General features: G+C 62.8%; 23 protein-coding genes. 11 read left to right on the top strand and 12 right to left on the bottom strand.

Annotation, left to right across the window (positions count from 1 at the left end; genetic code table 11):
- Nucleotides 1-3: 3 nt before the first annotated feature.
- Genes HMPREF2698_RS01380 through HMPREF2698_RS01350 form a run of 7 tightly spaced genes read right to left on the bottom strand, consistent with a single transcriptional unit; the run spans nucleotide 4 to nucleotide 8,073 of the window.
- Nucleotides 4-693 carry a demethylmenaquinone methyltransferase gene (locus tag HMPREF2698_RS01380; protein WP_070561623.1) on the bottom strand — a complete coding sequence of 230 codons (690 nt, stop codon included), beginning with the start codon at nucleotides 691-693 and terminating at the stop codon, nucleotides 4-6.
- Between the two features lie 11 nt (nucleotides 694-704).
- Nucleotides 705-1,904 carry a glycosyltransferase family 4 protein gene (locus tag HMPREF2698_RS01375; RefSeq protein WP_070561630.1) on the bottom strand — a complete coding sequence of 400 codons (1,200 nt, stop codon included), beginning with the start codon at nucleotides 1,902-1,904 and terminating at the stop codon, nucleotides 705-707.
- An 8-nt stretch (nucleotides 1,905-1,912) separates the two neighbouring features.
- Complete coding sequence (locus HMPREF2698_RS01370; RefSeq protein ID WP_070520992.1) at nucleotides 1,913-2,356, bottom strand: DUF3592 domain-containing protein; 444 nt, start codon at nucleotides 2,354-2,356, stop codon at nucleotides 1,913-1,915.
- Nucleotides 2,357-4,048, bottom strand: a complete 1,692-nt coding sequence (gene menD, locus HMPREF2698_RS01365; RefSeq protein ID WP_070520994.1) for a 2-succinyl-5-enolpyruvyl-6-hydroxy-3-cyclohexene-1-carboxylic-acid synthase — start codon at nucleotides 4,046-4,048, stop codon at nucleotides 2,357-2,359.
- On the bottom strand, nucleotides 4,041-4,643 hold the full coding sequence (locus HMPREF2698_RS01360; RefSeq protein ID WP_070447990.1) for a hypothetical protein: 603 nt from the start codon (nucleotides 4,641-4,643) through the stop codon (nucleotides 4,041-4,043). The genes menD and HMPREF2698_RS01360 overlap by 8 nt, the downstream gene beginning before the upstream one ends.
- Nucleotides 4,644-4,653: 10 nt before the next feature.
- Nucleotides 4,654-7,005 (bottom strand): ATP-binding cassette domain-containing protein, encoded by a 2,352-nt coding sequence (locus HMPREF2698_RS01355; protein WP_070520997.1) that lies wholly within the window; start codon nucleotides 7,003-7,005, stop codon nucleotides 4,654-4,656.
- A gap of 48 nt (nucleotides 7,006-7,053) precedes the next feature.
- Nucleotides 7,054-8,073 carry an o-succinylbenzoate synthase gene (locus HMPREF2698_RS01350; protein WP_185963243.1) on the bottom strand — a complete coding sequence of 340 codons (1,020 nt, stop codon included), beginning with the start codon at nucleotides 8,071-8,073 and terminating at the stop codon, nucleotides 7,054-7,056.
- 90 nt (nucleotides 8,074-8,163) lie between these two features.
- On the opposite strand from HMPREF2698_RS01350, the gene dcuC reads away from it, so the two are divergent.
- From dcuC to menE, 5 genes are all read left to right on the top strand, one after another.
- A complete protein-coding gene (dcuC, locus tag HMPREF2698_RS01345) occupies nucleotides 8,164-9,573 on the top strand; it encodes a C4-dicarboxylate transporter DcuC (protein ID WP_070521000.1) in 1,410 nt (469 codons plus the stop codon).
- Nucleotides 9,574-9,837: 264 nt separating this feature from the next.
- On the top strand, nucleotides 9,838-10,299 hold the full coding sequence (locus tag HMPREF2698_RS01340; RefSeq protein WP_010189741.1) for a DIP1984 family protein: 462 nt from the start codon (nucleotides 9,838-9,840) through the stop codon (nucleotides 10,297-10,299).
- A 364-nt stretch (nucleotides 10,300-10,663) separates the two neighbouring features.
- Nucleotides 10,664-11,644: a 1,4-dihydroxy-2-naphthoyl-CoA synthase gene (locus HMPREF2698_RS01335; RefSeq protein WP_070521004.1), complete on the top strand. Its 981-nt coding sequence runs from the start codon at nucleotides 10,664-10,666 to the stop codon at nucleotides 11,642-11,644.
- A gap of 406 nt (nucleotides 11,645-12,050) precedes the next feature.
- Nucleotides 12,051-12,212 carry a hypothetical protein gene (locus HMPREF2698_RS13370; RefSeq protein ID WP_010189743.1) on the top strand — a complete coding sequence of 54 codons (162 nt, stop codon included), beginning with the start codon at nucleotides 12,051-12,053 and terminating at the stop codon, nucleotides 12,210-12,212.
- An 11-nt stretch (nucleotides 12,213-12,223) separates the two neighbouring features.
- A complete protein-coding gene (menE, locus tag HMPREF2698_RS01325; protein ID WP_070561621.1) occupies nucleotides 12,224-13,372 on the top strand; it encodes an o-succinylbenzoate--CoA ligase in 1,149 nt (382 codons plus the stop codon).
- Here menE and HMPREF2698_RS01320 read toward each other — a convergent pair.
- Nucleotides 13,369-14,058 (bottom strand): metal-dependent transcriptional regulator, encoded by a 690-nt coding sequence (locus tag HMPREF2698_RS01320; RefSeq protein ID WP_046647781.1) that lies wholly within the window; start codon nucleotides 14,056-14,058, stop codon nucleotides 13,369-13,371. The two genes, menE and HMPREF2698_RS01320, sit on opposite strands and share 4 nt — an antisense overlap.
- 107 nt (nucleotides 14,059-14,165) lie before the next feature.
- On the opposite strand from HMPREF2698_RS01320, the gene HMPREF2698_RS01315 reads away from it, so the two are divergent.
- Genes HMPREF2698_RS01315 through HMPREF2698_RS01295 form a run of 5 tightly spaced genes read left to right on the top strand, consistent with a single transcriptional unit; the run spans nucleotide 14,166 to nucleotide 18,394 of the window.
- Nucleotides 14,166-15,092: a metal ABC transporter substrate-binding protein gene (locus tag HMPREF2698_RS01315; RefSeq protein WP_070521016.1), complete on the top strand. Its 927-nt coding sequence runs from the start codon at nucleotides 14,166-14,168 to the stop codon at nucleotides 15,090-15,092.
- Entirely contained in the window at nucleotides 15,092-15,802 is a 711-nt protein-coding gene (locus HMPREF2698_RS01310; RefSeq protein ID WP_010189751.1) for a metal ABC transporter ATP-binding protein, read from the top strand. The genes HMPREF2698_RS01315 and HMPREF2698_RS01310 overlap by 1 nt, the downstream gene beginning before the upstream one ends.
- Complete coding sequence (locus HMPREF2698_RS01305; RefSeq protein WP_010189752.1) at nucleotides 15,799-16,653, top strand: metal ABC transporter permease; 855 nt, start codon at nucleotides 15,799-15,801, stop codon at nucleotides 16,651-16,653. The genes HMPREF2698_RS01310 and HMPREF2698_RS01305 overlap by 4 nt, the downstream gene beginning before the upstream one ends.
- Entirely contained in the window at nucleotides 16,650-17,504 is an 855-nt protein-coding gene (locus HMPREF2698_RS01300; RefSeq protein WP_010189755.1) for a metal ABC transporter permease, read from the top strand. Before HMPREF2698_RS01305 ends, HMPREF2698_RS01300 begins: the two co-directional genes overlap by 4 nt.
- Nucleotides 17,505-17,509: 5 nt before the next feature.
- Complete coding sequence (locus HMPREF2698_RS01295) at nucleotides 17,510-18,394, top strand: 1,4-dihydroxy-2-naphthoate polyprenyltransferase (RefSeq protein WP_070534067.1); 885 nt, start codon at nucleotides 17,510-17,512, stop codon at nucleotides 18,392-18,394.
- An 8-nt stretch (nucleotides 18,395-18,402) separates the two neighbouring features.
- Here HMPREF2698_RS01295 and HMPREF2698_RS01290 read toward each other — a convergent pair whose 3' ends face one another.
- Complete coding sequence (locus tag HMPREF2698_RS01290) at nucleotides 18,403-18,744, bottom strand: DUF4229 domain-containing protein (RefSeq protein WP_070533925.1); 342 nt, start codon at nucleotides 18,742-18,744, stop codon at nucleotides 18,403-18,405.
- Nucleotides 18,745-18,787: 43 nt separating this feature from the next.
- Between HMPREF2698_RS01290 and HMPREF2698_RS01285 the strand changes: the two genes are divergently transcribed.
- Nucleotides 18,788-19,102 (top strand): hypothetical protein, encoded by a 315-nt coding sequence (locus HMPREF2698_RS01285; RefSeq protein WP_070521026.1) that lies wholly within the window; start codon nucleotides 18,788-18,790, stop codon nucleotides 19,100-19,102.
- Here the strand turns inward: HMPREF2698_RS01285 and HMPREF2698_RS01280 are convergent.
- From HMPREF2698_RS01280 to HMPREF2698_RS01270, 3 genes are all read right to left on the bottom strand, one after another.
- Nucleotides 19,099-19,356 (bottom strand): helix-turn-helix domain-containing protein, encoded by a 258-nt coding sequence (locus HMPREF2698_RS01280; protein WP_070533927.1) that lies wholly within the window; start codon nucleotides 19,354-19,356, stop codon nucleotides 19,099-19,101. The genes HMPREF2698_RS01285 and HMPREF2698_RS01280 overlap by 4 nt on opposite strands.
- Entirely contained in the window at nucleotides 19,357-20,373 is a 1,017-nt protein-coding gene (ccsB, locus tag HMPREF2698_RS01275) for a c-type cytochrome biogenesis protein CcsB (protein WP_070533928.1), read from the bottom strand.
- A 141-nt stretch (nucleotides 20,374-20,514) separates the two neighbouring features.
- Nucleotides 20,515-22,146 carry a cytochrome c biogenesis protein ResB gene (locus tag HMPREF2698_RS01270; RefSeq protein ID WP_070533930.1) on the bottom strand — a complete coding sequence of 544 codons (1,632 nt, stop codon included), beginning with the start codon at nucleotides 22,144-22,146 and terminating at the stop codon, nucleotides 20,515-20,517.
- Between the last annotated feature and the right edge of the window lie 2 nt (nucleotides 22,147-22,148).

Genomic DNA, 22,148 nt, shown 5'->3' with positions numbered 1-22,148 from the left:
CCTTTAGGCCGGCTTCACCGCGGAGTGCAACGCCACGATGCCACACGTCAGGTTGCGCCAGCCCGCCTGTTCCCAGCCGTTGCGGTTGATGGCGGCGGCTAGCTCGTGCTGCTCCGGCCACGCGCGGATGGATTCTGCGAGGTAGATATAGGCCTCCGGGTTGGAGGAGACCACCTTGGCAATCGGCGGCAGCAGGCGGGTCAAATACTCCTTGTACACGGTGCCGAAGACCGGGATGACCGGCTTGGAAAACTCCGCTACCGCCAGGCGCCCGCCGGGTTTGGTCACGCGCGCCATCTCCCGCAGGCCCAGCTCGAAGTCGTGGATATTGCGCAGACCATAGGAGATGGTCACCGCATCGAAGGTGTTATCCGCAAAAGGCAGGCGCATTCCATCGCCGGCTACCTTGGGAACATCGCGCTCCGCGCCAGCCGCGAGCATGCCGAGTGAAAAATCACAGGCCACGCACCACGCGCCGGACTTGGACAGCTCCTCGGTAGAGACGGCCGTTCCAGCGGCGAGGTCGAGGACCTTCTCCCCCGGCTGCAGGTTGAGCCGCTCGCGCGTCAAACGGCGCCAGCGCGCGTCCTGACCAAAGGACAGCACCGTGTTGGTGATGTCGTACTTCTTGCCCACCGCGTCAAACATGCGCGCAACATCGAAGGGCTTCTTATCCAGATCTGCCTTAGACACAAGCGCCTAGTCTAGGCCACGCGCGCCCCCAGGGCGCGAGCGGCCCAGCGCGGCAGCTCCGGGCGCTGGCCCAAAATGGTCAGCGGCACCTCGCGGACACCCTCCAGAACTTCCTCGTAGTAGCCCAGCAGCTGCTCGCAGAGAGCCGGCCAGGTCTTGGAGGCAATAGACTTCCGGGCGTTCTCCCGCAGTTCCTCGTGGATCTCCGAGTTGAGCAGAGCGTCCACTGCGTTGGGGAGATCCTCGACGAACGTGGGGACGTCGAGAAGCAGCCCGTTATAGCCCTCCTCGATGAGGTCCACCGGGCCGCCCGCGCGGGGGCCGATGGTGGGCACGCCCGAGGCCTGCGCCTCCTGGATGGCCTGGCAGAAGGTCTCGAACTCGCCGGCGTGGACGAAGATGTCGAGGGATGCATAGGCCGCGGCGAGTTCTTCGCCGCCCAATGCCCCGGTAAAGACTGCATCTGGCAGCTGCGCCTCCAGCAGCGGGCGCTCTGGGCCATCGCCAACAATGACGAGCTGAATGTCTTCGCGACCGTTAAGGGCCGACAGGCGGTGCACGCCCTTCTCCGCGGCCAGGCGTCCCACAAAGCCGACGATCTTCTTGCTTCCTGTGGGATCCCACTCGCGGCGCAGTGCGGCCGAGCGCTTCGAGGGGTGGAAGCGCTCCGAATCCACGCCGCGGCCCCAGTGGCGTACGTTCTTAATGTGGTGCTTCTCCAAGTCGCTGATGGTCAGTGAGGAGGGCGCGAGAGTCATCTGGCACGCATTGTGGATGGTGCGCAGCCACTCCCACACCCCATAGGCCAGCGCGGAGGCGTGGTACTTGGTGGCAAATCCCGCGACGTCCGTCTGGTACAGCGCCACTGCAGGAATGCGCAGCTGACGTGCGGAGAATGCGCCCGCAGCTCCGAGAACGAAGGGACTGGCCAGGTGGATGATGTCCGGCTTGAACTCGCGCAGCGCCTCGTCCACTGCGGAGGTGGGCACCCCGACCGGGAGCGAATCCACCAGCGGCACCCGCACGGTGGGCACGCGCACGATGGTGAAGCCGAGATAATCGGGGATCTCCTCCTGCCCATCCCGGGCGCCGGGGGCGATGACGATGGCCTCATGGCCGTGCTCGTGGAGGTGTTCGAGGACACGCAGCACAGAGTTGGTCACTCCGTTGACGTTAGGCAAGAAGGATTCCGCGACGATGGCTACACGCATGTGCCCCATCATTCCTTTCCTGGGTGCTCAGCTGGTAAAGCACGCGCTAAATTCCGGTTAATTTTCCCGCTTGCCCACCAGCATGCCCCGGCGATCAAGGTGGCCACGGCCGCAGAGGACAACGCCGGAATGATCGATAGCGTCCATTCTCGGCCTTCCACCTTGACTAGGTCCGGGTTGCTCTTGGCATAGAGCACCCACACCTGTTGCCCCTCCCCCAGCCCGGTGGGATAAAGCAGTCCGGTGGGCGGGGTGTGATAAATCCCTTTCGAATCCTGGAAATCCACGAAGGTGCGTAAGGTACCGACATCCGTCACCGTGGCCAGGGCGCGCCCGGGGTTGGCGCCTATGGTGCGGTCATTGAGGAAAGGACCGATGACCATTCCCGCCATGCCCACTAAAGCTGCGGCATACAGCACCAGGATCAGCTGGCGCACGCGGCGCCGCGGCATTTACTGACCTACCTTGGCGTTCAGCGCTTCCTGTAGCGCACGGCGCGAGGACCGGGTGGTATGTGCCTCCACCACGGTGATGCCGGTGGAGTATTCCTTCAGCTCCGCGAGGACATCGAGAAGCTCCTGCGCCGAGCTCACCTCGCGGTGCTCAGCGCCGCAGGCTTCCGCCAGCTTGGCGACGCCCACCCCATGCGGCGTCCCAAAGGCCCTCTCGAAGGAGGGGCGCAGGGGCTCGCGGCCTTGTTCAAGCACCTCGAAGATGCCTCCGCCGTCGTCGTTTGAGACGACGACGGTGAGGTTCTCTGGGCGCGGGTTGTCCTCGGGGAGGATGAGGGAGGTGGCGTCGTGCAGGAAGGTGACATCCCCCATGAGCGCCACGGTGCGTGGGGCGCGGGGTGCGTCGGCCTCGCGGGACTGGGTGGCCAGCGCGATACCGATGGCCTGCGCGACGGTGCCGTCGATGCCGGCGGCCCCGCGCGGCGAGTAGGTTTCCACGCCGTCGAAAGGCAGACCGATGAAGGAGGCATCCCGCACCGCGTTAGAGGCTCCGAGCACGAGGGTGTCGCCGACGGCGAGGGTGTCCCCCACCGCGGCGGCGACGTGGAGTCCGGTAAAGCCGATCTCGGGCTTGGTGGCGTCCTCGCCTGTGGCCTCCGCGAGGACCTCGCGTACACCCTCGGCCGCCATCTGTGCGGCGCCTTCGCAGATCTTCATCCATTCGCGCGTGGGCTCGCCGCTGGTCTTGACGGTGGTGCCCAACTGCGCAGCCGCACCGCGCGGGTTGGTGAAATCCTCCGTGCGGGACAGGCAGATGAGGTCGATATCGGGATCACTGAGCAACGCCAGGACGCCGCGGTGCAGGGTGGGATGGCCCACGACGATAACCTGTTCCACCTTGGTGTTGACCACGTAATCATTGGCGGAGACTTGGGCGCGGCGGAAGAGGTGCGCCGCGGCCGGGTGCACCGGGTGATAGGGCGCGGGTGCAGTGGGCTCGGCAATGGTGGGGACGTCCTCCAGCCCCTCGACCTCCCAGGCCTCATCGCCCGCGATGACGAGCGTGTTGCGGCTGAGATCGACGGCCACCTCGCCGTGATTGGACCAGCGCGGGGTGTGCGCGCGGTGCTGCGTGTAATCCGTCGGGGTGCTGGGCAGCTCTTCGCCTACCAGCGGGGCATCGAGAGCCACGTTGATGTGCACCTGGCGGTCATTCAAAAAGCGCTCCGCGATAAGCGGGATATCACTCGTGCTCTCCACCTGGGTGGTCTCCGCATACACGCCGAAGATGCCGGGCTGCTCGATGGTCTGGGAGGCCCCCGTGCCCACCAAGCGGGCCGGCCGGTCCGCGCTGATGACGGCCAGCGGGGTATGCGAGTAATGCGCCTCCACCATCGCGGGCAGGGCATTAGCCACCGCGGTGCCGGAGGTCATCACGATGCCGACGTGCCGGCGTTGGACGCGTGCCAAACCTAAAGCAGCGAAGGCGGCGGAGCGCTCATCCAGGCGGGTATGCACGCGAATATCGCTGCGCGCGAGAAGCGCCAAAGACAGCGGTGCGCTGCGCGAACCCGGGCAGATAACCACGTCGGTGAGGTGCCGCGAAAGCTGGGCCGCCAGTGCTTCGGCCAGCTGCATCGACTCCGGCTGCGCGGAGGCAGTGGGCTCGGTGTGAGATTCAGTATTAGGCATTGCCTGCACCACCCGTATCGAGCTCTTCCATGCCCGAATCGAATTGCTCGAAGAGGTCATTGATCAACCCTTCCAATTCGGCTCCACCCTGGTCCACACGGTCCTGGACGTCCGGCGGCAGCTCCGTCGGCAGCTCCGTCGGAATATCGGTGGGGAGGTTATCCCGCGGCGAGCTCTTGGTGGTGGTCACCGTGGTGGGAACCTCGGTGGTCACGGTCTCGGTAACCGGCTCCGGGGCGGGTTTGTCAGCATCCGCTGCCGCACCGCGCCACAGGAAGAACAGCACGCCGGCGAAAACGACGGCGATAGCAGCGATGGCCGCGAAGACATAGGACAGGGCTCCCCCGCCCTTCTTCGGCTGCTCCACCTGGTAGCTGGACGGGACCGGGTCATATTGCGGCTGCTGATAGTTCTGGTCATAGCCCTGCTGATAGGGCTGACCATAGGCCTGCGTGTTTTGGGATCCGGGCTCCGGGAAGTGTTGTTGGGGACGCTGTGGCGGCTGCTGTTGGGGCGCGCCGAACTGGCGGGTTTCGTTCTCACCGGTGACGCGGCCGAACTGCCGCGTCTCGTTGTCGCCGTTGTTGTTGGTCATGGGATTTACCTTATCGTGCACCCGCGCCACTTAGCACCCGCCCGGTGGGCGTTAGTCCCGTGGAAACCTGACCCGGCGTGCCATCCGCCACAATCTTTCCGCCATCCGAACCAGACCCCGGGCCCATCTCAATAACCCGGTCAGCGCCGGCAATGAGGTGACGGTCATGATCTGCCACCACGACAGTATGGGAGGCCTCCACCAGCGAGTGCAGCTCAGCGATGAGCAGGTCGATATCGGCCGGGTGCAACCCGACGGTGGGCTCATCCAGCAGGTAGACGGTATGGCCCCGGCGCGAGTTTCGGGAGCGCTGCAGCTCCGTGGCAAGCTTGATGCGCTGCGCTTCACCGCCGGAAAGCTCCGGAGCGCCCTGGCCCAAGCGCAGGTAACCTAGCCCCACCGCTTCCAAGGTTTGCAGCGCGTGGAGGATCGGCGCTTCATCTGCAAAGACCTCCAGGGCCTCTTCCACCGTAAGGTCGAGGATGTCCGCGATGGTCCTGTCCTTCCAGCGGATGGACAAGGTGTCATCGTTATAGCGCTGTCCCTGGCAATCCGGGCACTGGGTATAGGAGCCTGGAAGGAAGACCAGCTCGACCTCGATCTGGCCGGCGCCACCGCAGGTGGGGCACTGGCCTTGCTTAACGTTGTAGGAAAAGCGCGAGACCGTCCATTTCTTCTTCTTGGCCTCCGGGGTGGCCGCGAAGAGCTTGCGCACGTTGTCGAAGAGGTTGGTGTACGTCGCCACCGTGGAGCGCGGGGTTCGGCCGATTGGCTTTTGGGTAATGGAGACCACGCGCTTGACCTGCTTCGGACAGTCCGGCCCCGTGAGCATGTCATGGAGTGCGGCCAGCAACGTGGATTTGCCGGAACCCGAAAGCCCAGTAATGGCCGTAAACTGGCCGAGTCCGAAGTCCACGTTGAGGCCATCGATGGTGTGCGAGTGCACCCGGCGCAGCGCGATATCACCGTGCGCCGATCGCGCTTCGACCTTGGGCGTGGGGCGCGGGCGCGCCAAGGCACGCGCGGTGGGAGTATCTGCAGAGTCCGCCGCCTCTATGTAATCGGCAACAGGGCCCGAATACACCACCTGGCCGCCGCGCTCACCGGCGAGCGGGCCGACGTCCACGATCCAATCGGCGTGCTTAACTAGCTCCATGTCGTGCTCCACCAGCAGCACTGAGTTACCCTCCGCGATGAAGCGCCGGCACATGTCGAGCACCGCGCCCCTCTCCACTGGGTGCAGGCCCGCCGACGGCTCATCCAGGACATAGGTCACGCCATAGAGCCCGGAGCGCAGCTGCGCAGCCAGGCGCAGGCGTTGGACCTCACCGCCGGAGAGCGTCTCCGTCGGCCTATCCAAGCTAAGGTGCCCAAGGCCGAGTTCCAGGGCCGATTCAAAGGCGGGGAGAAGCGCTTTAAGCAGCAGATCTTCCGCGTCATTCGGTTGCGGCTTTTGGGCTTTGAGGAGCTCGAAGGCTTCGCTGAGCGGGAGGGCATTGAAACGGTCGATCGGCAGCCCGGCATAGGTAACCTTGAGCGCCTTGACCGTTAGCCGGCGCCCGTCACAGGTATCGCAGCGGCGGGTTTCCATGAAGCTCAAGACGCGGGCGCGGAGTGTATCCGACTTCGTCTCCGCATAGGTCTTGGTCAGGTAGCTGGCCACGGAGCGCCACGTGCCCTCATAGTTGCGCTGGATCTGATCCGCCCCGCGGCGCGGCTTGACGGTTACCACCGGGCGCTCCTCGGTGAAGAGGATCCACTCGCGGTCTTTCTTCGGCAAATCCTCCCACGGTGAATCCAAGTCATAGCCCAGTTCTTGCAGAATGTCGTGGAAGTTCTTGCCCGCCCAGGCTCCGGGCCACGCAGCAATCGCGCCTTCCTCGATGCTCAGGCTGGGGTCCGGCACCATGGACGCCTCCGTGGGTTCGTGGACCACGCCGGTGCCCTGGCACTCCGGGCACATGCCTTCTGGGGTATTCGGGGAGAAGGAATCGGAGTACAGGCCCTCCGGGTTGTCACCGCAGCGCGAGTAAAGAAGGCGCACGGAGTTAGACATGGCGGAGATCGTGCCCACGGTGGAGCGCGCGCTGCTTGCCGACGCCGACTGCTGCAACGCCACCGTCGGCGGCAGCCCCTCGATGCGGCCGACCTGCGGGTCCACCGCTGAAGCGATGAGGCGTCGAGCAAAGGGCGCGACGGATTCCAGGTAGCGGCGCTGGCCTTCGCCATGAATGGTGCCGAAGGCCAGCGAGGACTTGCCGGAACCGGACACCCCCGTCACGGCCACGAGCTGGCCGCGTGGAAGGTCCACATCCACGTTGCGAAGGTTGTGCAGGTGCGCGTCTTTCACGGAAATGGTCATGCCCGCCAGCCTACGCTGCCCTCCGGACATGTACCGTGAGCTGTGTTTTTAAAGGTGCGGCCAGCACTCGCGCACGCGCTCGAACCACCACTCGCGGCGCTCGCCCGGCGCGGCGAGTGTGCTCAGGCGATCCGGGTCGGGGGTGAGGGCTTCGGCGCGCAGGTGACCGTCGACAAGCTCGCGTGGTGCTGTCACATCCTCCAGGAACAGCGACCCGGTGGCCAGGCCCGCAGCGGCCGGGGTGACGTCGATGTCTTCGTCGTCATAGATTTGCGGCAAGGCGGCCACTGCGGCAAGTCCCATGGAGATTCCCACCGAGGTATCCAGGGCAGAGGCCACCGTGATGTCCATGTGGCGCTCGCGCAGGTGGGAGGCTACCTCGAGTACTTTGCGCACCCCGCCCAGCGGCGCGGGCTTAACCACGGCGACATCAGCCGCTTGCAATTCCGCCACCCGATAAGGGTCGCTGGCCTTGCGGATAGATTCATCCGCCGCCACCCGCACGAAAATCCCGGCGCGCATGAGCTGGGTGCGCACCTCCTTGAGTTCCTCAACGGTCTTGCACGGCTGCTCCATGTAATCCAGCGGCATGAGCTCCTTGGCCGCGGTGACGGCTTCCTCAACGCTCCAGCCGCAGTTGGCGTCGACGCGCAAAACCGGCACGCGACCCTGTGCCTCGATGTAGGCGCGGACAGCGTGAACGCGCGCGATATCGTCCTCTAGGGTCTGCCCCTTCTCCGCCACCTTGATTTTGAAGGTGCGGCAGCCGGGATAGCGCTCCATGACCTCCGGCACCTGCTCGGCAGGAACCGCAGGGACGGTGCCGTTGACTTCTACCCACTCGCGCACGGGTTCCGGAAAGCCTTCGTAGGCCGCTTCCAGCCCGGCGGCGAGCCAGCGGGCGGATTCCTCCGCCCCGTACTCCAGGAAGGGGGCGAACTCACCCCAGCCCGCGGGGCCATCGATAAGCAATGCTTCCCGGGTCGTAATGCCACGGAACTTCACGGCGAGTGGAAGGGAGACCACGTGGGCGCGGTCGAGGACGTCATCAATGTGCATGACGTTCATCGTACGTGTGGGGGGGTTGAGCGCGACACCTGTCATAGCCGGTGTTACCTTTAAACAGTAAGTGGATATAACCAGAAGAAGGATCTTTACATGCTCTACCTTCTCATCGCGCTACTGGCCATCGCCGCAGTTGTCTACCTCATCTATAAGAAAGTCCACGCCGCGGCCTCCATCTTTGCCGTTGGCGTAATCCTGCTCATGCTCGCCGCTCTCACTGGGCGCGCGGACTTCCGAACCACAGAAATTGAAGCGACCGGCAATGCCTTCTACGACCAGCTGCTCGTCGTGGACGCGCTGTTCAAGTCGCGCTTCTCCGGCATCGGTATGGCGATTATGGTGCTCTTCGGCTTTGTGTCCTATATGCGCCACATCGGCGCGGATGCCAAGACGGTCGTGGTGCTCTCCTCACCGCTCAAGCGCTTCAAAGGCTCCTACTGGCTGGTCCCAGTGGGCTTCATCCTGGGCACGCTGCTCTCACTGGTGATCCCCTCGGCCGCAGCGCTTTCCCTATTGCTCGTGGCCACGCTCCTTCCAGCACTCATCGCTGCGGGCCTGACACCCCTGACCGTGGGCGCCATCGTGGTGACCTCCTCCACCATCGTTCCCACCCCGCTGGAGGCCGGCCTCATTCAGGGCGCCGACCTCACCAACATGACGCCGACGGAATTCGTCTACGGCGCCGTCGCCTACGCCACGGTTCCCACGCTGCTCATCACGGCCTTCGTCCACATGTGGTGGCAGCACCGCTGCGATAAGGCGGATGCCCGCAAAGCCCTGGCCTCCGGTGAAGTCACCGCCGACTCGATGAGCGATAAAGCCACTGAGGAAGCCATCGCCCGCGCCGCTTCCCTGCCGGGTTACTACGCCGTGCTCCCGCTCATGCCGCTGCTACTCATCATCATCTCCGCCATCCTCAACCGCATGGGCGTTATCCCCTTTGAGGGCGGCATCCTCCCGGTGACCGTGGTCTCCCTGTTCATCGCGATGATCATCGAGTCCATCCGCAAGCGCACCGTCACGGGTGCGGTGGATTCCATCTCCAGCTTCTTCAAGGGCATGGGCGAGGGCGCTGCGGGCGTCGTGGCCCTGCTGGTTGCCGCCGCCGTCCTGGTGGAAGGTATTACGCAGATGGGCGTCATTGACATGCTTATCGACGCCGCCGAGGGCTCCTCCGGCGCCGCCGTCCTCATCGTCCTCATCTTCGTCGCCGCCACCGCCGCGATGGCAGCACTCACCGGCTCCGGCACCGCGCCTTACTTCGCCTTCTCTGAGGTAGTGCCCAACCTGGCCTCGCAGACCTCCATCCACGCCCCGCAGATGCTCACCGCCATTTGGGGAACGTCCAACCTCATGCGCCAGGTCTCCCCGGTCAACGCCGCGGTGCTCATTGTTGCCGGCGCCATCAAGGTCAACCCCATCCAATTGGTCAAGCGCACCTCCGTGCCCATGATTGTGGCGACGGTGCTCAACACGCTGTTTGCGTTCATGTTTATTGGGTAGCGGTTTCCGCGCGGGCTCAACGTTAATCACGGAGCCCGCGGTACGTTTTGGTAAATAAGGTCCCCCAAATCCGAAAATCTGCGGGCATATTTACGAAAACGTACCGACCAAGCGTGCACGACGTACATATCGATCAAATAAGGCCCCAGATCATCGAAGTTTTAGGCCACTATTTGTTAGAACCGTCACGGCTCTAAGGCGGAGCCTACTGACTGCCGTACAATTGCTTAGACAATGAATCCCATCAAGGGTGAAGGAGCAACCATGCTACTGGCTGAAGCCTTGGCCGAGCGTGCCCAGGCGCAGGAGCGCCTCAACTCGCTGAGTGACCGCCTCGCGGCGACGGTCCGCATTCAGGAAGGCGATGAACCGGATGAAAATCCGACCGATCTCCTCCGCGAACTCGAGGGCGTGACCAAGCGCATCGATGAGCTCGTCATCGCCATCAACGCCACGAACACGGCCACCGCGTTCGACGATGAGATCACGCTCATGGAAGCGCTGGCGCTGCGTGATGGTCTGCTACGCAAGCGCCGCATCTACCAGGGACTGGCAGAGCGTGCGGGTGCGCGCCACGACCGTTACTCCCGCTCAGAGATCAAGTTCGTGGCCACGGTGCCCGTGCCGAAGTTGCGCGAGCGCGCCGACGATCTGGCCCGCCAGTACCGCGAGCTGGATACCCGCATCCAGCAGCTGAACTGGAATACGGAACTGATAACTAAATAAGGTCTGCCGCTAGTTGTGCCGCATTCTTGCGGCACGTAGTCATGTCGTTCGACATGTAGTCACGTCGCGCGCCTCATGCGCGCGACGGTAGCCCACCCTCTTCGCAGCGAGCGCAACCCTTACTGGGCAGGGAAAAGTCCAGTGCTTCTCAGGCGCCTTCGTAGCGCAAGAAGGCAGGGAGGTTCGATTCCGTCCCACTGTATGGTGTACCGCGCTGGTACGGAGTACACGTGCACATTGACGGGGATAATCCCGCAGTATTGTTTATTGTTTATCACCGCCGCGCTGGGCGGAGAGTGTGGGTGAGGGTTGGGAATGGGGACTATACTTCCGGCGCACTGCTTTCCAATTAAGCTGGTGTGCCATGAGCGAGCAGAAGAATTACAGCACCGATAACCCTTTCAAGCCGGAGCTCTGGCAGCCCGTCAAGGGCTTTGAGGATCTCACGGATATCACCTATCACCGACTTAACAGTGACGGTCCAAAGCCACAGCGTAAGGATGGCATCGTCCGCATCGCCTTCGACCGCCCTGAGGTGCGCAATGCGTTTCGCCCGCACACGGTAGATGAGCTTTACCGCGCGCTGGACCACGCGCGCCGCACCCCGGATGTAGGAACAGTACTTCTCACCGGCAACGGGCCTTCCCAGAAGGACGGCGGCTGGGCGTTTTGCTCCGGCGGTGACCAGCGCATCCGCGGCCGCTCCGGGTATCGCTATGCCACGGAGCATGCGCATGATGACGCGACTGCCGACGAATCCACTGTCGACACCGCCCGCGAGAAGGTTGAGGGCGGCCGCCTGCATATCTTGGAGGTCCAGCGCCTCATCCGCACCATGCCCAAGGTGGTCATCGCCGTGGTCAACGGTTGGGCCGCCGGCGGCGGGCACTCCCTGCACGTGGTGTGCGATATGACCATCGCCTCCCGCCAGGAAGCACGCTTCAAGCAGACCGACGCCGACGTCGGTTCCTTCGACGCCGGCTATGGCTCGGCCTACTTGGCCAAGATGGTGGGCCAAAAGTACGCCCGCGAGATCTTCTTCTTGGGCCGCACCTATGACGCGCAGCGCATGTACGAGATGGGCGCGGTCAACGAGGTAGTTGACCACGCCGATCTGGAGGACGCCGCCATCAAGATGGGGCGCGAAATCAATATGAAGTCCCCCACCGCCCAGCGCATGCTCAAGTTCGCCTTCAACCTCACCGATGATGGCCTCATGGGCCAGCAGGTCTTCGCCGGCGAGGCCACCCGCCTGGCCTATATGACCGACGAGGCCGTCGAGGGCAAGGAGTCCTTCCTGGAAAAGCGCGAGCCCAACTGGGATGACTTCCCGTACTACTACTAGGCCTCCATCGAGGGCTAGTGCCTTCTCTTCCACCCGAAAGATAAAAAGAGAGTAATATCCGGGACAGTTAACGCCAGTAACTATAGCTCCCACGGAGGCAACCTTGACCACGGAGAAAATCAATCAGATAACCCGCCCAATCGGACTTGTCCTCTGCCTAATCCTTTTGGTTTCCCTGCGACACTTTACCGAATGGTCATGGCTGCTACGGGCGGGCGTCGCCGTTGGCGCAACCATCGCCGCCATGCTGGTGCTGATTTTTATCCTAGGTTGCTTCTCCACGGAAGAAGACACCCCCGAGACACACGAGGCCACTTCTTAAGGCTTAAGCCAGTAGGGAGGGCAGGTAGGGACCTACCAGCTATCCTAATTACCACCAATCACCTTCACCCAGGGAGAGCCTGAAGTGCTGTATTTCGCCATTGCCCTCGCGGCCATCGCGCTCATTGCCGTCATTGCATCGCGAGTGTGGATGTTGCGGCGCATCCAGCAGGCTCAGAGGGACGGTGAGCGCCCCTTCGATCAGGAGGATGAGCTCATCAACCCTTACGAACACCGCGGGCGGTAACCTAACTAACCGTGACTTTCCTCTCTCCTCTGCCCGTCGATCCGCGTGACCCTGCCGCCATCCTCCCTGATCTGGAAGCGGCCATCGCAGGACAAGCCACCTTCCTGCCCATTCCGGCGGAGGACCGCACCCGCGCGCAGCTGCTGCGCAACCACATGCGCGCAGGAGAACCTATTGACTCCTCCATCGCACTCGTCGTGGCCACCTCTGGGTCCACGGGCACACCGAAGGGCGCGCAACTCACGGCCGCCAACTTGGTGTCTAGTGCCGATGCCACGCACCGGACTTTAGGCGGCACCGGTCAGTGGCTACTAGCCATGCCCGCCTCCCATATCGCGGGCATCCAGGTATTGGTGCGCTCCCTCGTCGCGGGCGTGGAGCCGCTCTGCCTTGACCTGTCGGAAGGTTTTTCCATCCCCAGTTTCGCCCGCGCCGCGCACGAGCTGGCCGCCACTGGGGATCGCTCATACACGGGCCTGACCCCGATGCAGCTAGCCAAGGCCATGGATTCGCTAGAAGGAATCGAGGCCCTGCGCACCTTTGATGCCATCCTCGTCGGAGGTGCTGCCACCCACCCGCAACTATTGGACTCTGCGAAAAAGCTGCGCATCAATATCGTCACCACCTACGGTTCCTCAGAAACTTCCGGTGGATGCGTCTACAACGGCCGTCCCCTCGATCGCGCTCTTGTTCGCATCGGCGACGAGGGGCGCATTTACCTTGGCGGGCCCATGATTGCGCAGGGCTATCGAAACGTGGACTCAGATGCCTTCATGGTCGATGAGTCCGGTACCTCGTGGTTTGCTACCTCCGACGCCGGCGCGCTTCACGACGGCCACCTCACCGTCACCGGGCGCCTCGACAACATCCTGAACACCGGCGGGCTCAAGCTCCACCCAGAGCAGCTCGAGCAGCACATCCTTCGCGTGCCGGGAGTGGACGGCGTGTGCGTGGTCGGCATCCCCCACCCACGCTTGGGACAGATGATCGTCGCTGCCTATACCGGATGGGCGGATGTCGGCGATATCCTTGTGGCTCTCGACGATAGTGGCCTTCCCCGGTGGCAAATCCCCAAGGACTTCAAGCGCCTGGCCCAGCTCCCCACCACCGGTCCCGGCAAGGTTGACCGCCTCGCCGTCGCCCGCATGTGGGACAGCTAAGCCTCCGCTTCGCCAAAGCTGCGTACGGCAATGCCGCGCGCAGCGGATTCCCCGAGGGGGAAGTGTGAACCTTCATCGACGGCAACCTCGAGCACACCCGCAACCGAAGGGGCAACGACGGTCAATTCTACTCCCGGCCGCACTCCATATTTATCCAGGTAGCGCAAAAATTCGCCATCAGCGTCAGTGACCTGCTCCACGGTGACGGGGGTCTGCGCGGGGACGTCGATAAGCGTAATGCGCGAGACCGGCTCGGCAGTGCCATCCGGGGCAGGTATGGGATCACCATGCGGATCGCGGGCGGGGTTGCCCAGGAAAGAATCAAGACGTTCAACGAGCCTGTCGGACGTCGCGTGCTCTAGCATTTCTGCCTCATCGTGCACCTCATCCCAGGTATAGCCCAGAGTGCGCACGAGGAAGGTTTCCAGGAGCCGATGCCGGCGCACCATTGCCACAGCCAGCCGCCGGCCTTCCTCAACAAGCCGAACACCGAAGTAGCGTTCGTGTTCCACCAGCCCCTTCGCGGCCAGGCGCTTGACCGCCTCCGACGTGGTGGGCAGCTTCTGCCCCGCCGCTTTAGCTAGGTCCCCCAGCGGCATCGCGGTATTAGCGCCCTCTTTCTCCTCATAGGTCCAGAGGATCTTGAGGTAATCCTGGGTGCGTTCGGGGAGCTCACTGATGTGCATACCCCCATCGTAGTTCAGCCTATTGCTTCCAAAGGTTTCAGGTCTTATGCTCTTTCAACTTCAATCTATTGAACATCGACATTCACTTTTAATAAGAGAGGTTTCCCGTGAAGAAACTTATTGCGCTTCCCCTCGCTTCCCTCGTGGCTGCCACCGCGCTGACTGCCTGCACCAGCAGCGACTCCGCCGAAGCCCAGGACGACAATCTGACGATCTTCGCCACGACTGGTTACTTGGCTGATGCGGCCGCCAATATCGCCCCGGACGCCGACATCACCACCATGGTCGGTCCCGGCGGCGATCCGCACACCTACCAGCCCACCACGCGCGATATTGAAAAGATGCAGGACGCCGACCTCGTCCTCTGGAATGGCCTTCACCTCGAGGCGCAAATGGTGGACCAGCTCTCCTCCCTCGGTGAGAAGCAGCTAGCTGTCGGCGAACAGCTCGATACTGCTGACCTTCTGCCGTGGCCCGAGCAAGGTGACAAGGGCGAAAAACTCTACGACCCGCACATCTGGAATAGCCCCGAGCTGTGGAGCCAGGTCGTCGATCACATCGGCACCAAACTCGGCGAAATCGACTCTGACAATGCCGAAGACTATGCCGCGGCCGCCGATGAATATGAAGACAAGATTGCAGCCGCGCATGACAAAGCGGCTAAGGAACTCGAAAACGCCTCCCCGCGCGTCCTCATCACCGGCCATGACGCCTTCAACTACTTCGGCAAGACCTTCGACTTTGAAGTCCAAGCCACCGACTTCGTGACCACCGAAGCCACCAAGTCCGCCACTGAGATCTCCGAGCTCGCGGATACGATCGCGGAGAAGAAGGTCCCCGTTATCTTCCAAGATAACCAGGCGAACCCACAGGCCATCACTTCTCTCAAGGAAGCCGTAGAAACCCGCAACTGGACAGTCACCATCTCGGATGAAGAGCTCTTTGCCGATACCCTCGGCCCGGAAGCCCCAACCGATACCTACCTCGGAGCCTTCGAACATAACGCTAGCGCCGTGGCGAAAGCACTAAGCTAATGCTCAGCGTAGGAAACCTCACCGCCGGCTATCCCCGCACGCCGGTGCTTCACGACGCCTCCTTCACCCTCACCCCCGCGACTATCACCGGGCTGGTGGGTGCGAACGGGTCGGGAAAGTCTACTCTGGTCCGCACGCTGGTAGGGCTCCTTCCGCCTCTAGCCTGCGGGTCGATGACCTTCGATGGCGTCGATCTGGCACATTTTCGGCAGCGTCTCGGATATATGCCACAACATGCGGATATCGACTGGAATTACCCTGCCACCGCCTTCGACATCGCCCTGATGGGCCGCACCGCCGGGCTGCGCTGGTGGCAGTGGCCCAGCCGCGCTGACAAAGACGCCGCTCACGCCGCGCTTTCCCGCACCGGAATGCAGGCACACGCGCAGCTGCCGATTTCCGCCCTGTCTGGTGGTCAGCGCCAGCGCGTGTTGTTGGCGCGCACGCTCGTTAGCGAGCCGGAATTCATCATCCTCGACGAGCCCTTCGCTGGTGTCGATGCCGCGAGTCAGCGCGCCATCATGGATGTACTCAAGGAACTGCGCGAGAACGGCGTGACCATCCTGCTGGTGCATCACAACCTGGCGGAGGTCGCCGACTTTTGCGATGAGGTCCTCATGGTCGGCCACGGCCGGCTCATTGCTGCTGGCCCCACCGAGCAGGTACTTACCGAGTCCGCCATTGCCGACATGTTTTCCCTGCCATCATGAACCCACTCGAGCTTCTTCAGAACTACACCTATACCCAGGCACTCCTGGGCACCGTGCTCATCGGTGGCTGCGCTGGCGCGCTAGGCCCACTGGTATATGTTCGTCGCACCAGCCTGCTGGCCGATGCCATCTCGCATTCTTCCCTGCCTGGACTGCTCACCGCCTTCCTCGTGGCCACCGCCATTGGCTGGGACGGGCGAAATGTCTGGCTTCTTTCTTGCGGCGCCCTGCTCACCGGAACCCTCGCGGTGGGGTGCATTCACCTCATCCCGCGGTTAACTCCCCTGGGGCAAACCACTGCGATGGCGGCCACGCTAACCACATTTTTCTCGGTGGGAATGCTGCTCATGCAGTATATTTCCCGCCGACCATTGCCTGGCAAGGCCGGAATCCAGGATTATTTGCTGGGAAATGCCTCCACGCTCACTCGCGCGGATGTACGGTCCACACTCATCATCGGTGGCTGCGTGCTGCTTTTTCTTTTCCTCATTCACACCCGGCAGGCCGCAGTCACTTTTGATTCAAGTTTTGCCCAGGTAGCCGGCATCCGCACCTCGTTCCTCAACGCGGCTAGTTTCTTCGCCCTCACCGCCATCACGGTGCTCGGCGTCAAAGTCGTCGGCGTAGTGCTCATGGTCGCCGTGGTCATCAGCCCTGCCGCCGCTGCCCGCCCCTGGACCACGCGCTTGCTACCTTTCATCGCGCTCTCCGGGTTCTTCGGCGCGGCCACCGCTGCTCTCGGCTGCTATGTCTCCATTGCGCACGGCCCGCTGCCCACCGGTCCGGTCATCGTCCTGGCTCAGGCGGCGCTCGTCACTATCAGCCTCACCAGTAGAAAGCTAGCCTCATGACCCTCGCCGCGACCGCTTGTCTCCTTGCCGTTCTGACGGCCTTGGCCTGTGCTATCCCCGGCACCTTTGTTGTCCTCAAAGGCCAGGCCATGCTTATCGACGGCATCGGCCATGCCGTCCTTCCCGGAATTGCCGTCGGCTACCTCTTTACCGCAGATCTAGATTCACCCATCTTGCTCGTTACCGCGGCCGCTGGCGCCTTGGTGGTGGCGTTGGGAACTGACGCACTACAGCGCAGCCCGCTGGTGACTGCTGATTCCGCCCTCGGATTGGTCTTTCCCGCCCTGTTTGCCGCCGGAGTCATCCTGATTTCTACGCACATGAGCCACGTGCACCTTGATGTCCACGCCGTTCTCGTCGGTGATCTCAACCTCGCGGCCTTCTCCAATCCCAACTATTGCTACATCATGGCCGCAGTGCTGGGTATCAATGCTCTCTTCCTCGCCCTTACACTGCCGCGTTTATCCGCCACGACTTTTGACGCCGATTTTTGTGCCGCACGCGGGGTGCCCACGCGCGTTCTTCACATCATATTTATGACCGTGGTTGCCTGCACCGCCACCGCCGCCTTTCACGCTGCCGGTGCCATGCTGGTCATCGCTCTCATGGTATTCCCGACGATGACCGCGCGGCTGCTTACTCAGCGCGTGCCCACGCTGGTGTTGACCGCCTGTGGCGTTGCCGCTATCAGCGCGGTCGTGGGATTTTGGGTTGCCTATGTCCTTGACGCGGCTACCTCTGCCGCAATGACAGTCACCAATGCCGTTATTTTCGTTGCAGTGCTCATCATCTACCGCTTTCGCCAACGCACCAGCTCATTGCCGCAGCACACCACACCAGTGGCACAATAGTGAGCATGTCTGCCTATTCCGCCACTCCTGCCGATTGGCTCCAGGGTGCTCGCCCGCACACCTGGGCCAATGCCTTTGCTCCCGTTATCGCTGGTACCGGTGCCGCTGCCGCGGCCCACGGCCTGCACTGGGGCCGGGCGTTGCTGGCGCTCATCGTGGCCTGGGCGCTTATCATCGGCGTGAATTACGCCAACGATTACTCCGATGGCATCCGCGGCACCGATGATGACCGCACCGGCCCCCAGCGGCTTACCGGGGGCGGACTGGCCAAGCCGCAGCACGTCAAGTTCGCTGCTTTCGCTTGCTTCGGCGTGGCGGCTATCGCGGGCATTTCGCTCTCCCTGGCTGCCAACGCGGCTTGGTTCATCCTCGTCGGCGCTGTGTGTATCGCCGGCGCCTGGTTTTACACCGGTGGCAAGAATCCCTACGGCTACCGCGGGTTCGGAGAAATCGCCGTTTTCGTGTTCTTCGGGCTCGTCGCGGTCCTAGGTACCGAGTACACACAGGCCGGCCGCATCACGTGGACAGGCCTTGCCTTAGCCGTGGGTATCGGCGGTATGAGTGCGGCGGTAAACCTGGCCAATAACATCCGGGACATCCCCTCCGATGAGGCCACCGGCAAGATCACCCTGGCTGTTCGCCTGGGTGATAAGAAGTCCCGCACGCTATTCATGACCCTGTTGCTGCTCCCGGTGTTGCTCACCGTGGGCTTGGCCTTCGATTCCTGGGCAGCGCTGGCCTCCCTGCTCTACTTCCCCCTCGCACTGGGCGCTATCCGCACCGTCAACCGCGGTGCGCGCGGACCCAAACTCATCCCGGTGCTCGGTATGACTGGCCGCGCGATGCTGGTATGGGCGGTTGTCAACGCAGTAGCGCTGGCTCTGGTTTAGCCTCTGATTTAGCGGCCAGCCAGCTCCTCCTGGACCCACTTCTTGTGGGCCTTGCGCTGCGCGGAGTACTCCGCCAGGGATTGGGTTGCTTCCACGCGCCACGTGGAAAAGAGCAGCATGGACAGTGGCAGCGCCACGAACAACGCCAGCAGCGCGGAAACCAGCAGCGGAAAGGTCTGGAGCACCGCCATCGCCAGTAGCTGAATCACTACAGTCAACACGATAAACAGCACCACACGGGCCGCGCCATACTTCCACAAAGCGACGCGGGAGCGGCGCTTGAGCGCGGGGTCCGGCTGGGGCGGGTCGGGGTTCTGGGAGGCGTTGGTGGTGTTTTCTGTCTGGCTCATAATTCTCACTTTTGCTTCGCGGGCATTCCGTAGAATACAACGCATGGGTCGATTGATACTACTACTCTTGTTTGTCCTCGCGGCAGTCCTCGTCTGGAAGGCTTTTGGTCCGTCGAGTTGGAATAAGAAGGTGCAGCAGGCGCAGCAGCCGCAGCGCCCGGCAATCAAGGGCCCCGATGATGACGAGGAATTCCTGTGGAACCTAGAGAAGCAGCGCTTCAAGGAGCGCCGCGCCAAGGAGCGGGAGGCCCAGCGCAAAGAGGAAGAACGCCGGCGGCGCTCACAGGGGCAGCAGGAGCCCAAGGCCCCCGAGGACAAGGACATTGAAGGCAAAGACTCTAAGGGGAAAGAAGCCTAGTCCTTCGGCACGAAGGTCATCTCGAGGCCGAGGGCCTCGGCCACCGCAACGACCTTTTCCCAGCGCACGCCAGAGCCACCGTGCTCAATAGTATGCAGCGTGGAGCGCGAAATCCCGGCCTTCCCAGCCAGGTCCTGTTGCAGGATGCCCAGCTCGCGACGGCGCTGCGCAAAGCCCTCACCAAGGGCGATGAGCTGAGGGTTATCGCCCGCCGGTTTGCCGGGCTTGTGCCGCGGCTTATGGATATCCGCCATTTAGTTCAGCCCCGCGTAGGAGTGCAGGCCGGAGACAACCATGTTGATGAAGAACAGGTTGAACACCATGAGCAGCATCGCCGCGATGTTGATGTACGGCGCGGCCTTACGGAAGGCCGGCGTGGCGCGAGCGTGCAGGTAGGCAGCGTAGAGGATCCAGGTGGCGAAGGACACGGTCTCCTTCGGGTCCCAACCCCAGTAGCGGCCCCACGCGGACTCGGCCCAAATAGCACCCAGCACGATGCCCAGGCCCAAGGTCGGCAGCGCCACTACGCCCAAGCGGTAGGCCAGGCGGTCCAGCTTCTTAGCTGAAGGAAGCGGGCGGGCAAGCGCGCCGAAGAAACCGGACTCGCCTCGCTTCGGCTGGAACTCACGCAGCACGCTGAGCAAAGAAGCGATACCGGAGACCACGCCGATGGATGCGCCCAGCGAAACCACGGTGACGTGGATGGGCAGCCAGTGTGACTGGAGTGCCGGAACCACCGGAGCGGATTCCGCATAGAGCTTGGTGGAGCCGTAGAACATCAGCGCCAGGATTGGCGTGAGCAGCCACGGCCACAGGGTGCGCCACTCCTTGCGCTGCATGGCGATGGTCGCCACCACCATCGCGCCGGCGGTCACCATGAGCATGTACTCGTAGAGGTTGCCAAATGGGAAGCGGCCGGTAGCCAAACCACGCAGCACGATGGCCGCCAAGTGCAGGGCGATGCCCAGCCACAGCAGCATCTGCGTCATGCCGCCGAGCTTGTCGGCGTTCTCCTGCTTCTTCGCCAAATCATCGTCTGCGGTGCTGGCCGTTGGGGGAACGTCGCCAAGCACGGCGCCATCTGCCGAAGCGCCCACGGTGGCGAGCTCACGCTGCTGCGGTGCAGCTGCGGTACGGGCGCGCATGGCCTCAATGATGCTCTGCATCCGGCCGTAGTACACCAGGGACAGCACCAAGGCGAGCGCATATACGACGAACGCGGTTTGCACCGCGATGTCTGAGAAGTTGGACAGATTCTGATCAACCTGCATGAGTGGGAAACCTTGCCTTCACAATCGTGCCTACCCCGTGCGCCACGCACGAGGCTGCATGAACGGAGAGATTTATGGTGCCCATAAGGCTACCCCCTTTTCCCAGCTGTATCCAACTTTTGAAGGATACGGTCCGCGCCTTTAGTCGGCGGAGTAGAGTTCGTCCTCCTCCACGTCATCGGGATCCGGCAATTCCAAAAGCTCGCGGTGCAGCTTATGGAACTCCTCAGACCAGCCCGCGCGGTCGGTGCGGGCAAGCCCGCCCATCTCGATATCGGTACCGCCGTTGGCACCCGGGCGGATGCGCACCCAGACGCGGCGTCGCTTGATCACCAGGGAGCCGACGAGCGAAACCAACATCACGAGAGCAGATACCAGCACCCAACCCTGGAAGGGGTCATAGGACACCTGGTAGTTCGCAAACTCGGAGGCACCGTCGAAGGTGACCTTGGTGCCGTCGTCCAGCGTGACCGATTCACCCTGGGTCAGGTTGACGCGGTCGATCTTTTGCAGCTGGCCCGAGTGGACCAGGCTGGAATCGAGGGAGAAGAAGGACTGCGGCTTGCCCGTGTCCAGGCCGGCATCGCCGCGGTAGATATCGATAGCCACCGCCGGATCCAGCATCGCCGGGTAGGAAGATTGCAGCAGCTTACCGTTCTCACCGGACCACTCGGCGGTCGGCGCAAACAGGCCCTGGATAGCGATCTGGTTCTGGCGGCGCTCAAACAGGTCCGGGTACATGCCCGACGGCGGATCGAAACGCATCACGCCCGAGGAGAGGAAGAACGTGGTGTCATTGGGCTGGAACTGGATGGTCTGCGTGCGCTTTTCGCCGTTGGGCCACTCCACCGTCATCGTCGGCGCAAAACCATGGCCCTGCAGGTAGACGCGGTTGTTATCAATGCGCAGCGGGTGGTTGACCTGCAGCTTGTAATCCTCCCAGGTCTCCGGGTCCGTGAAGATATCATCGCCGGCGGCATAGGACACATCGGAGGTGAACATCTCCGCCTGGCCATTAGGCAGGTAGTCCGCGGTGAAGTCGTGGGCCTTAAAACAGAAGGGGTGGAGACCCGTGCCGTCGAAAAGCGGGCCTGCGCGGAAGGAGTCATAGACGGAGGTTGAGGTATTACAGAACTCCGTGGACTGCGGCTGCTCTTGGGTCTGACCCTGGGAGTTCTTCTCCGTCACCACGATGACCTGGCCCTCATAATGCACCAAGCGCCCGGCTGCCATGGTGAGCAGGATGGCCACGAGCGCGATGTGGAAGATGAGGTTGCACAGCTCACGGGCATAGCCGCGCTCCGCCGAGAAGGACTGGGCACCCGCGCGGTCCTTCTCCGGGGAAACCTCGCTTACGCGCCACTTCTTCAGCATGGTCTTGGTTGCCGCGGCGATCTCCTCCGGGGACTTTTCCGAATGCCCGGTGGCATTGAGCGGCATCTTTTCCAGATACTTCGGCGCGCGCGTCGGCGGTGTGCGGTAGGCCTTGTAGTGATCCCAGGAGCGCGGGATGATGCAGCCCACCAGAGAAATCATGAGCAGGACGTAGATGGCCTGGAACCAGACGGAGGAGAAGACGTCGAAAAGCTGCAGCTTGTCGTAGATTTCCGCAACCTTGCCGTTGGTCTCAATGAAGTCATTGACGTTGGATTCATTGAGCGAGCGCTGCGGCAGAAGCGAACCCGGAATGGCGGCGATGGCCAGCAGGAAGAGCAGCGCCAGCGCGGTGCGCATGCTGGTCAACCAGTGCCAGGCCTTGCGGATATATCTCACGA

Origin of the sequence: Corynebacterium sp. HMSC072A02, assembly GCF_001810085.1 — a bacterium.
Classification (GTDB): domain Bacteria; phylum Actinomycetota; class Actinomycetes; order Mycobacteriales; family Mycobacteriaceae; genus Corynebacterium; species Corynebacterium hesseae.
The sequence above is the reverse complement of the archived record's forward strand: the minus strand, read 5'-3'. Positions and strand labels throughout refer to the sequence as shown.